The sequence below is a fragment of the Stenotrophomonas rhizophila genome (genome assembly GCF_020857975.1).
In the GTDB taxonomy this organism is placed as follows: Bacteria; Pseudomonadota; Gammaproteobacteria; order Xanthomonadales; family Xanthomonadaceae; genus Stenotrophomonas; species Stenotrophomonas rhizophila_C.
In genome coordinates this window covers 221116-234488 of sequence record NZ_JACWUO010000004.1, presented here as the reverse complement: position 1 = coordinate 234488, position 13373 = coordinate 221116, and the positions used below count along the sequence as shown (strand labels likewise).

Here is a 13373-nt window from a genome sequence, read left to right as displayed (position 1 = left end):
TCTAAGTCAGTACAGCGTGTCTGGGGGTGATCGCACGCTGTCGATCAGGAAATATCGTCGGGTTTCAGCGCGATCCGGCACTGGTCCTGCAGTCCTCGAGTCAGCCGCACCGCCAATTCGTCGGGCGCGCTCATTGCATCGAAACCATCGTTCAGGCGCTTGAAGGACGCACTACCGAGAAAGGCCTCGAATCCGGCGCTGTACGCCTCGTCCTGGGTGTTGATGGACGCGTCCGCCGCCGACTCCGGGAGCGCACCGGTGACGATCAGGTACCCCTTTCCGGACGGTGTGGCCAGGAAGCGCGACCAGTCGGCGACGACTGCATCACCGTCCTCGCCCAGGCTGCTGATCAACGACTGGCGCACATGACCGTAGAAAAACGACTGGATGGAGGTGCGCGCGCATTGGCGATCAGCTTCGGGCAGTGCCTTGAGCGCTGGCACCTCCTCGACCATCATTTCCGCCTGCGAAGCACCGAGCGAGCCCTTGTTCAACGTCTGCAGAAGCGCGTCCACCTCTGCGGTGGCGGCCGGTGCGGCCTGCACCGCGCCGACGGCGCCGCACAGCAACACCAGTAGTGCAGCGCGCTGGATCACGCCTTGGCCTCGGCCATCAGGGTCACGAAACGGTCGAACAGCGGGCCCACGTCATGCGGGCCCGGCGAGGCTTCCGGATGGCCCTGGAACGAGAACGCCGGCACGTCGGTGCGGGCGATGCCCTGGTTGGTGCCATCGAACAGCGAGCGGTGGGTTACCCGCAGGGTGGCCGGCAGGGTCGCTTCATCCACCGCGAACCCGTGGTTCTGCGAGGTGATCATCACCCGGCCGTCGTCCAGGTCCTGCACCGGGTGGTTGGCGCCGTGGTGGCCGTGGCCCATCTTGACCGTCTTGGCACCGGAGGCCAGCGCCAGCAGCTGGTGGCCCAGGCAGATGCCGAACACCGGCAGCTTCTTGTCCAGGAACACCTTGATCGCCTCGATCGCGTAGACGCACGGTTCCGGATCGCCCGGGCCGTTGGACAGGAACACGCCGTCGGGGTTCATCGCCAGCACCTCGGCGGCCGGGGTCTGCGCCGGCACCACGGTGAGCTCGCAGCCGCGCTCGGCCAGCATGCGCAGGATGTTCAGCTTGGCGCCGAAGTCATAGGCCACCACCTTGAAACGCGGGGCGGCGCTGACGAATTCGTTGCTGTTCAAGTCCAGCTGGCCTTCGGTCCACGGGTAGGCCTTGTCGGTGCTGACCACCTTGGCCAGGTCCATGCCCTTCAGGCCGGGGAACTTGCGTGCCGCTTCCAGTGCCTGCTCCACGTCCAGCCCCTCGCCGGCCATCAGCGCCCCGTTCTGCGCGCCGCGCTCGCGCAGGATGCGGGTCAGCTTGCGGGTATCGATGCCGGAGATGGCCACCACGCCACGCTGCAGCAGCCAGTCCTGCAGCGATACCTGGCTGCGCCAGTTGCTCGGGCGGCGCGGCACATCGCGCACGATCAGGCCGGCCGACCACACTTTGTGGGCCTCGTCGTCCTGGTCGGTCATGCCGGTATTGCCGATATGCGGGTAGGTCAGCGTGACCATCTGCCGGGCGTAGGAAGGGTCAGTCAGCACTTCCTGGTAACCGGTCATGGCGGTGTTGAACACCACCTCGCCGACGGACAGGCCGGGCGCGCCTACGGATTCGCCCTCGAATACGGTGCCGTCTTCGAGGACGAGGATTGCGGCTTGGGTCACGGAATTCTCACTTTGGCTACCGAGGGGTCACCGAAGTCACGCCTGCGCTCCACGAAAAAGCGGCTGCAAAAAAGCGCGGACGGCGGTTCGGGACCGGTCCGGCTGTCGTGATTCGGCGAGCGGGAATTGTAAAGGCACCGGGCCTGCGATGCCAGCATTTACATGCATGCGCTGACGTACGGCGGCGCCGGGCCGGCCCCGGGTTCAGGCTGGCGCGCCCGGTTCGGCGCTCCCGGCCCGCCGCGACAGGGGGCCGGTGGCCGCCCCCGGCGCGGACCGGCCGGACTCAGCCGACGTCCGGCGGCGCCGGCGCGGCCAGCAGGTCGCGGACCCGGTAGCTGCCGGGCGCGCGCCCGTTCAGCTGGACGGCGGCAAACAACGCCCCGCGCGCGAAGATGTCGCGGTTGGTGGCCCGGTGGGTCAGTTCCAGGCGCTCGCCCAGCCCGGTGAACTGGACCAGGTGCTCACCGACGATATCGCCGGCGCGCAGGCTGGCATAGCGCGGTTGCGCCCCGCCCTGCTGGGCAGCCGCGCCCAGGGTCAGCGCGGTGCCCGAGGGTGCGTCCTGCTTGTGCACATGGTGGGATTCGACGATGTCGCAGTCCCAGCCGGCCAGTGCCGCGGCCGCCCGCTCGACCAGTTCATCCAGCACCGCCACGCCCAGGCTGAAGTTGGACGCCCACACCAGCGCGATGCTGTCGGCGGCCTGGATCAGCGCCTGGCGTTGGCCCTGGCTGATCCCGGTGGTGCCCGAGACCAGTCCGGCGCCGCGCTCCACGCACAGCGCCAGGACCGGGTCGAAGCCCTCGGGCAGGCTGAAGTCGATGGCCACGTCGAACGGCGGCGCACCGCCCAGCTCGGCGCTGGCGAAGTGCGGTACGCCGTCGACCACGCGCTGGGCCGGGGCACGGCCGGTCACCGCGGCAACCACCTGCAGATCGGAGCGAGCGGCGGCCAGGCGCAGCAGGGCCTGGCCCATGCGCCCGGAAGCGCCGTGGATGAGCAAACGAAGCGGGACTGTATTCATGCGCGCAGGCTAGCCGGTGCCGGCAAGGCGGCACAAGAGCGGATATCGCCTGCCTGCGCCAGGCGTGACGCCGCGCACGCTGCCGATGGCCATCCGCTTGCGCCTGCGGCTTGGGCGCAAGCAACCGCAACCAGCCAACCGTCAACGCTTCCGGCAAGACGGACGCCGATGCGATGGCAGCGGGCAGAGCCCGCCGCTATCGCCGATCATCAAGGTCAGTGTTGCTTCGGCGGCGTCGGCCCGCAGCTGTCGCAGCCACCGCAGGCGCCACCGCCGCCACTGGCCGGCGGCGCGATCTTCCGCCCCAGGGCCTGCAGCCATGCGGCCCGCTGCGGCTTCACCAGCCCCAGCGCGATCGCCCCGCGCACGCGGCGCACCAGGCCCGGGAACTGCTTGTTCAGCACCACCCACGCGCTTGCCAGCACGATCAGCGCCACCACCACGTATTGCAGCAGCAGCCCGGCGCTCATCAGCCGCCGCCCAGCGCCACGGTCACCTGGTAGGTGACCAGCGCGGCGATATAGGCCGCCGCGAACAGGTACACGGTGGCAAACCCCACCTGCTTCCACGAGTTGGTCTCGCGCTTGATGGTGGCCAGCGTGGAAATGCACATCGGCGCGTAGATGAACCACACCAGCAGCGACAGGCCGGTGGCCAGCGACCAGCCGTGCGCCACCACCGGGGTCAGCGCCTGGATCGCGGCGTCATCGTCGGCCGCCGACAGCGCATAGATCGTGGCCAGCGAGGACACCGCCACCTCGCGCGCGCCCATGCCCGGGATCAGCGCGATGCAGATCTGCCAGTTGAAGCCCAGCGGGGCGAAGATCACCGACATCGCATGGCCGATCTGGCCGGCAAAGCTGTAGTCGATCGCCGGCATGGTCGCATTGGCCGGGGCGGCGGGGAATTTCAGCAGCACCCAGAGCAGGATGGTCAGCGACAGGATGATGCCGCCCACCCGCCGCAGGAAGATCATGCCGCGCTCGTACAGGCCCACGGCCAGGTCGCGCGGGTGTGGGATGCGGTAGGACGGCAGTTCGAGCATCAGCGGGTGCTCGCTCTTGTCGCGGCGCCACTTCTTCATCACCCACGACATCGCCAACGCACTGAGGATGCCGGCCAGGTACAGGCCGAACAGCACCAGCCCCTGCTGGCTGACAAAGCCCCACAGCGTCCGGGCCGGAATGAACGCGCCGATCAGCAGCGCATACACCGGCAGCCGCGCCGAGCAGGTCATCAACGGCGCCACCAGGATCGTGGCCAGGCGATCGCGCGGGTCCTGGATGCTGCGCGTGGCCATGATGCCCGGCACCGCGCAGGCGAAGCTGGACAGCAGCGGGATGAACGAACGCCCGGACAGGCCGGCCGAGGCCATCATGCGATCGAGCAGGAACGCCGCACGCGGCAGGTAGCCGGATTCTTCCAGCGCCAGGATGAAGGCGAACAGGATCAGGATCTGCGGCAGGAATACCACCACCCCGCCGACGCCGGCGATGATGCCGTCGGTAAGCAGGCTGGACAGTGGCCCTTCGGGCAGTACCGCGCCGACGTTCTGGCCCAGCCAGCCGAAACCGGCCTCGATGCCGTCCATCAGCGGCGTGGCCCAGGCGAACACCGCCTGGAAGATCAGGAACATCACCACCGCCAGGGTCAGCAGCCCGAACACCGGGTGCAGCAACCAGCGGTCCAGCGCGTCATCCACCTTCGCCGTACGGGTCGGCATGCTCACCGAGGCGGCCAGGATGTCGCGCACGCGGGCGTGGTAGTCGCTGTCCGGCGCAGGCACCTCCACCGGCGCCTGCAGGTGCGGCACCATCGCATCCAGCCGTTCCACCAGCTGCTGGGCGCCATGCCGGCGCACCGCCACGGTTTCCACCACCGGCACGCCCAGGGCCTGTTCCAGCGCCGGCACGTCGATCTTGATGCCGCGGCGCTGCGCCGCATCGACCATGTTCAAGGCCACGATCATCGGCTTGCCCAGCTCGCGCAGCTCCAGTGCAAAGCGCAGGTGCAGGCGCAGGTTGGTGGCATCGATCACGCACAGCAGCACGTCCGGCGCCGCCTCGCCGGGGTAGAAGCCCCGGCACAGGTCGCGGGTGATCGCCTCGTCCAGGCTGGCCGGCTGCAGGCTGTAGGCGCCGGGCAGGTCGAGCACGGCGAATTCGCGGCCCGATGGCGCGCGCAGGCGGCCTTCCTTGCGCTCGACGGTGACCCCGGTGTAATTGGCCACCTTCTGGCGACTGCCGGTGAGCTGGTTGAACAGCGCGGTCTTGCCGCTGTTGGGGTTGCCCACCAGCGCCACCCGCAGCATCTGCGCGGCCGCGCTCATGCCGTGCCCCGCGCGGGGCCGGGGGCGATCAGGATGCGTGCCGCTTCGCTGCGGCGCAGGGCAAACCGGGTGAACCCGACCTGCACCAGCAACGGTTCACCGCCGACCGGGCCGCGGGCGACCAGGCGCACGTCCTCGCCCTTGACGAACCCCAGTTCGCGCAGCCGGCGGGCGATGGCATCGTTTGCATGCAGGTCCTGTACCGATTCGACCAGGGCCGAGCTATGCATGGGCAGATCAGACAGCGTCACGCTGTGCATGGGCAGATCAGACAGCGACACAGGGCGCCTTCTGGTTGATAGGAATGGTTATCAATTCTAGCATCGCCGCGTCGCGTCATGGCCTGGCTGCCCGGGCCAGCTATGATCGGTACATGTATGGACACGTGTAGACCCCCATGAGTGATGCACTACAGATAGAACGCAGCGCCTCGGTGCTGACCCTGTGGCTGAACCGCCCGACCCTGCACAACGCCTTCGACGCGGCCCTGATCGCGCAGCTGACCGCGGCACTGGAAGCGGCCGGCCGCGACCACCATGTGCGCGCGGTGGTGCTGGCCGGCCACGGCGCCTCGTTCTCGGCCGGCGCGGACATGCAGTGGATGCGCGGCATGGCCACGGCCAGCGAGGAGGACAACCGTCTGGACGCGCTGGCCCTGGCCCGGCTGATGCGCACCCTGGACGAGCTGCCCAAGCCGACCATCGCCCGCATCCAGGGCGCCGCCTTCGGTGGCGGGGTCGGCTTGGTGGCCTGCTGCGATATCGCCATCGCCAGCAGCGCGGCCCGCTTCGGCCTGACCGAAAGCCGGCTGGGCCTGCTGCCGGCGGTGATCTCGCCGTATGTGATCGACGCGATCGGGCCGCGCCAGGCGCGCCGCTGGTTCGCCACCGGCGAGCATTTCGATGCCGAGACCGCATTGCGGATCGGCCTGGTCCATCAACTGGTCGAACCTGAACGCATCGACGAAGCGGTGCAGCGCCAGCTCGGCCTGCTCGACAAGGCCGGCCCGATCGCCTCGGCCTCGGCCAAGGAGCTGGTCCGCCAGGTCGGCAGCGGCCGCGACCGCGACGCGCTGGACCGCGACAACGCAGCCCTGATCGCGCGGCTGCGGGTCTCGGCCGAGGGCCAGGAGGGCCTGGGCGCCTTCCTGGACAAGCGCGCCCCGCATTGGGTCACCCAGGACTGAGGAGAACGGCATGCTTGACCATATTGGAATCCGCTGCGCGGATTTCGCGCGCAGCCTGGGGTTTTTCCAGCAGGCCCTGGCCCCGCTGGGCATCAGCGTGGTGATGCAGGTCAGCGCCGCGCAGACCGGCGACCACGACCACGCCGGCTTCGGCCGCGACGGCAAGCCGGACTTCTGGATCGGCAACGCGCCCGGCGCCCACGGCGGCGTGCACGTGGCCTTCGCCGCCGGCAGCCGCGCCGAGGTGGACGCCTTCCACCAGGCCGCGCTGGCCGCGGGCGGGCGCGACAACGGTGCGCCGGGCATCCGCGAGCACTACCATCCCCACTATTACGGCGCCTTCGTGCTCGACCCGGACGGCAACAACATCGAAGTGGTCTGCCACCGCCCGGGCTGAGCCGGCCGGGTTTTCCACCGCGGGTGGCCGCTTTTCCGCCGATCCCGCGTATCCCCCTTTCGTGGCCCGCCGGGGAAGGCGGGCCACCTTTCACCTGCCAGGAATCCCCGTGACCCAACCCCTGCCCCGTCCGTTGTTGGCCGTGCGCCTTACCGTCCGCCGGGAGACCGGCCGTGGATGATTTTGTCCGTATCGTCGAAGTGGGCCCGCGCGATGGCCTGCAGAACGAAGCCCAGCCGGTGGCCACCGCCGACAAGATCGAACTGATCCGGCAGCTGTCGCTGACCGGGCTGCGCACCATCGAGGCCACCAGCTTCGTCAGTCCGCGCTGGGTACCGCAGCTGGCCGACGCGGCCGAGGTATATGCCGGCATCGAACGCCGGCCCGGCATCGCCTACCCGGTGCTGGTGCCCAACGAACAGGGCTACGATCGCGCGCGCGCGGTGGGCGTGGCCGAAGTGGCGGTGTTCACCGCGGCCTCGGAAACCTTCAACCGCACCAACACCAATGCCGGCATCGACGAATCGCTGGCGCGCTTTGCGCCTGTCCTCGAACGCGCCAAGGCCGATGGGGTCAAGGTGCGCGGCTATGTGTCCACCGTGCTCGGCTGCCCCTACCAGGGCGAGGTCGCACTCGGCGAGGTGGTGCGCGTGGCGCGCGCCCTGCATGAAATGGGCTGTTACGAAATCTCGCTGGGCGACACCATCGGCGTTGGCACTCCGCGCAAGGCGCGGGCGATGCTGCATGCGGTGGCCGCCGAAGTCCCGATGGCCGCGCTGGCGGTGCACTTCCACGATACCTATGGCCAGGCCCTGGCCAATATCGACGCCTGCCTGGAAGAAGGCGTGCGGGTGGTCGATGCCGCCGTCTCCGGCGCCGGCGGCTGCCCCTACGCCAAGGGCGCCAGCGGCAACGTCGCCAGCGAGGATGTGGTGTACCTGCTGCACGGCATCGGCATGCGCACCGGCATCGACCTGCCGGCGCTGGCCGCCACCGGCCGTTGGCTGGCCGCACGGCTGGGCCGGCAGACCGGCAGCAAGACCGGCAAGGCGCTGGCGGCCACATGAGCCGCCGCGGCCAGCGCCGGGGCGCGGCGGTCGGTGACCATCTCACCGCCCACGTCCACGCGCTGGCCGCCCTGGAGCACGCCCTGGCGCGCCCGCCGGGCCAAGACCTGCATGCCCTGCTGCGCGATGCGCGGCAGGCCCTGCAGGAAGCCATGGACCAGCGCCAGTCGGCCCTGCGCCGCTACGCCGCACTGTTCGATGCGGTACCCGACCCGGTCAGCATCCTCAGCCAATCGGGGGTGGTGCTGGACCTCAACCAGGCCGGCGTGCGCGCCTACGGGCGTGCCCGCGAAGACATCATCGGGCAACCGATCGAGCTGTTGAACCCGGACCTGCCCAGCGACCACCTGGACCCGGTATGGGAAGCGCTGGGCCGCGGTGAGACCTATGTCATCGAAGTCACCAACATGCGCGGCGACGGCAGCCGCTTCCCGGTGGAAGTGCATTCGGCCGGGTTCGAACACCAGGGCGAGCACTGCATCGTGGCGGTGGCGCGCGACCTGAGCAGCCGCTGGCAGGCCGAGTCGCGCTACCGGCTGCTGATGGAATCGATCGACAAGGGCGTGGTGCTGTTCAACCGCGACCTGCGCGTGGTCTCGGCCAATCCGGCCGCGCACCGCATCCTGGGCATCCCCGGCAACGGCAACAGCCTGCAGACGATGCTGTCGCCCGACGACTGGATCAGCGTGGACGAACACGGCCATCCGCTCAACCGCGACCAATGGCCGGCGGCGGTGTCGCTGCGCACCGGGCGCATCATCCGCAGCACCATCGTCGGCCTGTACCACCGCCCGCGCGGGCGCATGATCTGGATTTCCACCACCAACGTGCCGGTGTTCGGCACTGGCCGCGACTGCCCGGACCATGTGTTCGGGCTGTTCAGCGACATCACCGAGCTCAAGCGCAACAACACCCTGTTCGACCGCGCCCAGTCGCTGGCCCACATCGGCGGCTGGGAATGGGACCGCGGCCTGCAGCGCCTGTACCTGACCGACGAGGCCGCGCGCATCCTCGGCCAGGAGCTGCCGATGCAGGACATGTCGCACCTGCTCGACTGCCTGCGCGTGGACGACCGCGCCCAGCTGCAGCAGGCGCTGCTGGAGGTGATCGACCGGCAGCTGCCGTTCGAGCTGGAGCTGCAGGGCCAGCGCAGCGACGGCCACTCGTTCTGGGTGCGCATGATCGGCGAGGCCGAGGCCGGCGATGTGGATGCCGCACGCATCGCCGGCACCGTGCAGGACATCACCGCACGCAAGCAGGCCGAGGAAACCCTGCGCATCCAGGCGCGTACCGACCCGCTGACCGGGATCATGAACCGCGATGCGGTGCTCAACGATCTGGGCACGCGCATGGCCAACCCCACCCATTGCCGGGTGGCGGTGCTGTACATCGACCTGGACCGCTTCAAGACCGTCAACGACCTGCTCGGGCACAATGCCGGCGACGAGCTGCTGATCGACGCCACCCGCCGCATCGCCACCGCGATCGGCACCGAAGGGCTGCTCGCGCGCTTCGGCGGCGATGAGTTCCTGGTGGTCTGCGACACCCGCGACCAGCCCGACCAGCCCGAACGCCTGGCCGAGGCGATCACCCGGGCCTTCAGCACCCCGTTCCGGTTCGGCAGCGACGAGTTCGCGGTCACCACCAGTATCGGCATCGCGCGCGCACCGCAGGACGGGCTACGCCCGCAGCAGCTGATCCAGAACGCCGACATCGCCATGTACGACTGCAAGCGCCGCACCCGCAACGGGTGGCAGGTGTTCTCGGCCGAGCTGGCGCAGCGCCAGCACGACCGCCTGCAGATCGAAAGCCGGCTGCACCGCGCGTTGGACGACGATGAGTTCCATCTGGTCTACCAGCCGCAGGTGGACCTGCGCAGCGGCCAGCTGATCGCCGCCGAGGCCCTGATCCGCTGGCGCAACTCGCAGTTGGGCGAGCTGCGCCCGGACATCTTCATCGGCCATGCCGAAAGCACCGGCGACATCGTGCGGATCGGGCTGTGGGTGCTGCGCGAAGCCTGCCGCCAGGTGCGCCAGTGGCAGGACGCCGGGTTGGGCATCGTGCGCGTGGCGGTCAATGTGTCCTACCGGCAGTTCGTCGGTGACGACCTGGCCCGGCAGGTGGCCCAGGCCCTGGATGCGTTCGGCCTGCCCGGCAGCGCGCTGGAGCTGGAGTTCACCGAACGGGTGCTGATCGAGGACGCCCCGGACACCCTGCGCACCTTCGCGCGGCTGCGCGAAATGGGCGTGCTGCTGACCATCGACGACTTCGGCGAGGGCTACAGCGCCTTGAACTACCTGCGCCGGCTGCCGATCCACGGGCTGAAACTGAGCCAGCTGTTCGTCGAGGGCGTGCCCGGCAACCGCTCGGACGTGGCGGTGTGCGAGGCGGTATGCGGCATCGCGCGCAGCTTGGGGCTGGGCCTGGTCGCCGAGGGCATCGAATCGGAACCGCAGCGCCAGTTCCTGCAGGGCCTGGGCGTGGCGGTCGGCCAGGGCTTCCTGTTCGCCCCGGGGCTGCTGCCCGACGAGTTCGCCCGGCGCTTGGCCCAGCGCCACTGAGCGCGGTGCCGCCCTGCCCCAGGCACGGCGGTCCGGTTGCGCCAGCCCGGTTCCGTTAGAATCGGCGGTTCTTGAACCAGCGGAACCGTGCCATGCAACTGTCTTCTGTCCGCGCCGTCATCACCGGTGGCGTGTCCGGCCTGGGCCTGTCGGTGGCCCGGCACCTGGTCGCCCATGGCGCCAAGGTGGCCCTGCTCGATCTCAATGACGACAAGGGCGCGGCCGCGGTGGCCGAACTGGGCGCGGCCAATGCGCGCTACTTCAGCACCAATGTCAGCGACGAAGCCGCGGTGGCGGCCAGCATCGATGCCGCCCACGACTTCCTCGGTGGCCTCAATGCAGCGGTCAGCTGTGCCGGCATCCTCGGCGCCGGCCGCGTGCTCGGCAAGGAAGCACCGATGCCGCTGGCCAACTTCCAGAATACGGTGATGGTCAACCTGGTCGGCAGCTTCAACGTCGCCAAGGCCGCCGCCAACCGCATGCAGCACAACGCCGCCGGCGACGACGGCGAACGCGGGGTGATCGTCAACACCGCCAGCGTGGCCGCCTACGAGGGCCAGATCGGCCAGGCCGCCTATGCCGCCTCCAAGGGCGGCGTGGTCGGCATGACCCTGCCGATGGCGCGCGAACTGTCGCGCTTCGGCATCCGCGTGATGACCATCGCCCCGGGCATCTTCTGGACGCCGATGGTCGATGGCATGCCGCCGGCCGTGCAGGAATCGCTGGCCGCCTCGATCCCGTTCCCGCCGCGGCTGGGCAAGCCGGAAGACTTCGCCGGCCTGGTCGCGCACATCCTGGGCAATACCTACCTCAACGGCGAGACCATCCGCCTGGACGGGGCCGTGCGCCTGGCACCGAAGTAAGCGCGGCCGCGACGCCGGCCGCAACCGCAGGGCGCCCGGCATGGCGCCCGCCACCTCCACGAACCGACCTTCATTCCCATGAAAGCCAACGACATCAAGAAAGGCAACGTCGTCGAATTCAACAACGGCGTCTACCAGATCCGCGACATCGAACGCAGCTCGCCGCAGGGCCGCGGCGGCAATGTCCGCTTCCGCTTCATCATGTACAGCGTGCCCGGCGGCAACAAGCTCGACGCCAGTTTCGACGCCGACGACAACCTGCCCGAAGTGGAACTGCTGCGCCGCCAGGCCACCTACTCCTACATGGATGGCGATGCGTTCGTGTTCCTGGACGATGAGGACTACACCCCCTACATGGTCGATGCCGAGGTGCTCGGCGATGACGCCGGCTACATCACCGACGGGCTGAGTGGCATCTACGTGCAGGTCATCGACGAGACCCCGGTGGGCGTGCAGCTGCCGACCAGCGTGGTGCTGGAAGTGGTGGAAACCCCGCCGGAACTGAAGGGCGGCACCGCCACCAAGCGGCCCAAGCCGGCCAAGCTCAGCACCGGGATCGAAATCATGGTGCCGGAGTACATCGCCAACGGCGAGCGCGTCCTGGTCAACACCACCACCGGTGAATTCGCCGGCCGTGCCGACTAGGCGTCTGGTCCTGCTGTGTGGCCTGTCCCTGCTCGCGGCGTGTTCGCCGCGGGTAGCGGACCACAGCGCGGATGAAGCCCGGGCGACGCCGCCGGGCGCGGTCGTGGCCGCCGCGCATGCCAGCACCGAACCGGCCACGAGCACGCCACCGGAGGCTGCGCCCCAGGCCAGCCACAGCGCCGGCATGCCCGGCCTGAATGAACTGCAGCGTGCGCACGCCGACGCCGGCTGCGAAGTGTCCAACGCCATAGGCGACCTGGATGACATCGGCATCTACTGCCAGATGCCGGCCGACGTGCGCGCCTTCCTCGAACGTGAAAACCTCTGCCAGCACTTCGCCGGCGAAGAACCCTACGACGCGGCACGCAAGCGCGACCTGGAAGCGGCATGGGCGGAATTCTGCGACGGCCGCGAACGCCGGTTCGAGGCGCTCTACGAACACCATTTCGATGACTGCGCCATCCGCCACGCGCTGATCGGCGTCGGCAAACGCTACGACCTGTTCACCGATACCGCGCCGGACTACTGCCGCCCGCAGGACATGCGCTGAGGCGACGGCAGGTTACGGCCTGGCGGCCAGCGCCGGTGCCCCGACGAAATCGCCGCAGCCGTGGTACTGGCGCGCGCCCACGGTCAACCTGACGGTGGCACCGAACGCCTGTCCGCTCATGTCGTCCTGGCACACCGTGCGCTGGAAGGTCAGCTTGATCTCGGTCCCGTCGGCCGCCTTGCCCGACCAGCCATCCTTGCCCTGGGTGGGCGCGGCGATCTCGAACGTGCGCTCGCCGTAGCCGGTTTCCACGCGCAGGCGCGGGGCCGCACCGGGGGTGAATTCGGCCAGCCAGCCCGGCTCGTTGCCGGTGGCGCGGAAGCCTGAGCTCGCCGCGTCGGCGGCCGGTACCGCAGCACCCTGCGCGCCGGCATCGGTATCGCCCCCCACCGTGGGGTCGACCACAGCCGGTGCCTCGGCGGCCTGCGCCTGCTTGCCCGCGTCCGCCGCAACGGCACTCCCGCCCTGCTGCGCCGGCTGGCAGGCACTCAGCCCGGCCACGATGGTCAGGCTCAACAGCCATGGAAATGCACGCATGTTCGACTCCTTGCAGTTGTTGCGGTCAACCCGTGATCCTAGCCGCGGCGGCACCGCCGGAGGTGAAGCGGCACTGACTCCGGCACACCCGCAACGCCTCAGCGCCCGCGCGCCGGCAATACCCCGACCGACAGCAGGTGCACCCCGTCCGGGCTGGAACAGCTGGCCCAGACCCGCAGCAGGCGCAGCGCATGCACCTGCTCGCCATCGGCGCCGGCACAGCCCAGCCGCACATCACTGGACACCAGCGCCAGCTGGCCGCACAGCAGGTACTCCACCGCACCCTGGTCCAACGCCGTAATCGCCAACCGCTGCGCCGACCACGCCGCCATGCACGGATGCACCCCCAACCACTGCCCCACCTGGTCGGTGAAGAACAGCGACGGCGACAGCCACGCCTGCACTGCGGCCACGTCCTGGGCCAGCAGCAAGCGCTGCAGCTCCGCCTCGGCACGGGCGATGTTGGATTCCAGCAATGCCTCGCTCAT

Annotated in this window: 14 protein-coding genes and 1 pseudogene; 7 read left to right on the top strand and 8 right to left on the bottom strand. The window is 69.4% G+C overall.

Translation table 11 applies throughout. From position 1 onward, the window contains the following. Positions 1 to 44 precede the first annotated feature (44 nt). The 6 genes from IC535_RS06140 to IC535_RS06115 all read right to left on the bottom strand — a co-directional run bounded on the left by IC535_RS06140 (position 45) and on the right by IC535_RS06115 (position 5330). Complete coding sequence (locus IC535_RS06140) at positions 45 to 596, bottom strand: hypothetical protein (protein WP_228884967.1); 552 nt, start codon at positions 594 to 596, stop codon at positions 45 to 47. Then, positions 593 to 1723 (bottom strand): glutamine-hydrolyzing carbamoyl-phosphate synthase small subunit, encoded by a 1131-nt coding sequence (gene carA / locus IC535_RS06135; RefSeq protein ID WP_228884969.1) that lies wholly within the window; start codon positions 1721 to 1723, stop codon positions 593 to 595. Before carA ends, IC535_RS06140 begins: the two co-directional genes overlap by 4 nt. A gap of 286 nt (positions 1724 to 2009) precedes the next feature. After that, the gene (dapB, locus tag IC535_RS06130; RefSeq protein WP_228884970.1) at positions 2010 to 2750 is read right to left on the bottom strand and encodes a 4-hydroxy-tetrahydrodipicolinate reductase; all 741 of its coding nucleotides are present in this window, start codon (positions 2748 to 2750) and stop codon (positions 2010 to 2012) included. A gap of 215 nt (positions 2751 to 2965) precedes the next feature. Further along, the gene (locus IC535_RS06125; RefSeq protein WP_228884972.1) at positions 2966 to 3220 is read right to left on the bottom strand and encodes a DUF6587 family protein; all 255 of its coding nucleotides are present in this window, start codon (positions 3218 to 3220) and stop codon (positions 2966 to 2968) included. Further along, complete coding sequence (gene feoB / locus IC535_RS06120) at positions 3220 to 5079, bottom strand: ferrous iron transporter B (RefSeq protein WP_228884974.1); 1860 nt, start codon at positions 5077 to 5079, stop codon at positions 3220 to 3222. Before feoB ends, IC535_RS06125 begins: the two co-directional genes overlap by 1 nt. Next, positions 5076 to 5330: a FeoA family protein gene (locus tag IC535_RS06115; RefSeq protein WP_228885245.1), complete on the bottom strand. Its 255-nt coding sequence runs from the start codon at positions 5328 to 5330 to the stop codon at positions 5076 to 5078. The genes feoB and IC535_RS06115 overlap by 4 nt, the downstream gene beginning before the upstream one ends. A gap of 146 nt (positions 5331 to 5476) precedes the next feature. Between IC535_RS06115 and IC535_RS06110 the strand changes: the two genes are divergently transcribed. The 7 genes from IC535_RS06110 (at position 5477) to IC535_RS06080 (ending at position 12348) form a co-directional block, all read left to right on the top strand. Further along, positions 5477 to 6265: an enoyl-CoA hydratase-related protein gene (locus IC535_RS06110; RefSeq protein ID WP_228884975.1), complete on the top strand. Its 789-nt coding sequence runs from the start codon at positions 5477 to 5479 to the stop codon at positions 6263 to 6265. Positions 6266 to 6275: 10 nt separating this feature from the next. Then, positions 6276 to 6662 (top strand): VOC family protein, encoded by a 387-nt coding sequence (locus IC535_RS06105; RefSeq protein ID WP_228884977.1) that lies wholly within the window; start codon positions 6276 to 6278, stop codon positions 6660 to 6662. Between the two features lie 173 nt (positions 6663 to 6835). Beyond that, positions 6836 to 7729 carry a hydroxymethylglutaryl-CoA lyase gene (locus tag IC535_RS06100; protein ID WP_228884978.1) on the top strand — a complete coding sequence of 298 codons (894 nt, stop codon included), beginning with the start codon at positions 6836 to 6838 and terminating at the stop codon, positions 7727 to 7729. Further along, entirely contained in the window at positions 7726 to 10290 is a 2565-nt protein-coding gene (locus IC535_RS06095; protein ID WP_228884979.1) for a sensor domain-containing protein, read from the top strand. Before IC535_RS06100 ends, IC535_RS06095 begins: the two co-directional genes overlap by 4 nt. A gap of 92 nt (positions 10291 to 10382) precedes the next feature. Further along, positions 10383 to 11153, top strand: coding sequence for an SDR family NAD(P)-dependent oxidoreductase (locus IC535_RS06090; protein WP_228884981.1), 771 nt, complete (start codon positions 10383 to 10385; stop codon positions 11151 to 11153). Between the two features lie 78 nt (positions 11154 to 11231). Beyond that, entirely contained in the window at positions 11232 to 11798 is a 567-nt protein-coding gene (gene yeiP, locus IC535_RS06085; RefSeq protein WP_228884983.1) for an elongation factor P-like protein YeiP, read from the top strand. Then, positions 11788 to 12348: a hypothetical protein gene (locus IC535_RS06080; RefSeq protein WP_228884985.1), complete on the top strand. Its 561-nt coding sequence runs from the start codon at positions 11788 to 11790 to the stop codon at positions 12346 to 12348. Before yeiP ends, IC535_RS06080 begins: the two co-directional genes overlap by 11 nt. Positions 12349 to 12360: 12 nt before the next feature. Here IC535_RS06080 and IC535_RS18835 read toward each other — a convergent pair. Both IC535_RS18835 and IC535_RS06070 read right to left on the bottom strand, forming a co-directional pair. Further along, positions 12361 to 12675 (bottom strand): annotated as a pseudogene (locus IC535_RS18835) (hypothetical protein); the annotation flags it as partial. Positions 12676 to 12983: 308 nt separating this feature from the next. Further along, positions 12984 to 13373 carry a nuclear transport factor 2 family protein gene (locus IC535_RS06070; RefSeq protein WP_228884988.1) on the bottom strand — a complete coding sequence of 130 codons (390 nt, stop codon included), beginning with the start codon at positions 13371 to 13373 and terminating at the stop codon, positions 12984 to 12986.

Excerpts from the sequence above, each read along its gene's own strand:
- dapB (WP_228884970.1), bottom strand. The coding sequence starts at position 2,750 with ATGAATACAGTCCCGCTTCGTTTGCTCATCCACGGCGCTTCCGGGCGC.
- IC535_RS06125 (WP_228884972.1), bottom strand. The coding sequence starts at position 3,220 with ATGAGCGCCGGGCTGCTGCTGCAATACGTGGTGGTGGCGCTGATCGTG.
- feoB (WP_228884974.1), bottom strand. The coding sequence starts at position 5,079 with ATGAGCGCGGCCGCGCAGATGCTGCGGGTGGCGCTGGTGGGCAACCCC.
- IC535_RS06110 (WP_228884975.1), top strand. The coding sequence starts at position 5,477 with ATGAGTGATGCACTACAGATAGAACGCAGCGCCTCGGTGCTGACCCTG.
- IC535_RS06105 (WP_228884977.1), top strand. The coding sequence starts at position 6,276 with ATGCTTGACCATATTGGAATCCGCTGCGCGGATTTCGCGCGCAGCCTG.
- IC535_RS06095 (WP_228884979.1), top strand. The coding sequence starts at position 7,726 with ATGAGCCGCCGCGGCCAGCGCCGGGGCGCGGCGGTCGGTGACCATCTC.
- IC535_RS06090 (WP_228884981.1), top strand. The coding sequence starts at position 10,383 with ATGCAACTGTCTTCTGTCCGCGCCGTCATCACCGGTGGCGTGTCCGGC.
- yeiP (WP_228884983.1), top strand. The coding sequence starts at position 11,232 with ATGAAAGCCAACGACATCAAGAAAGGCAACGTCGTCGAATTCAACAAC.
- IC535_RS06070 (WP_228884988.1), bottom strand. The coding sequence starts at position 13,373 with ATGAGCGAGGCATTGCTGGAATCCAACATCGCCCGTGCCGAGGCGGAG.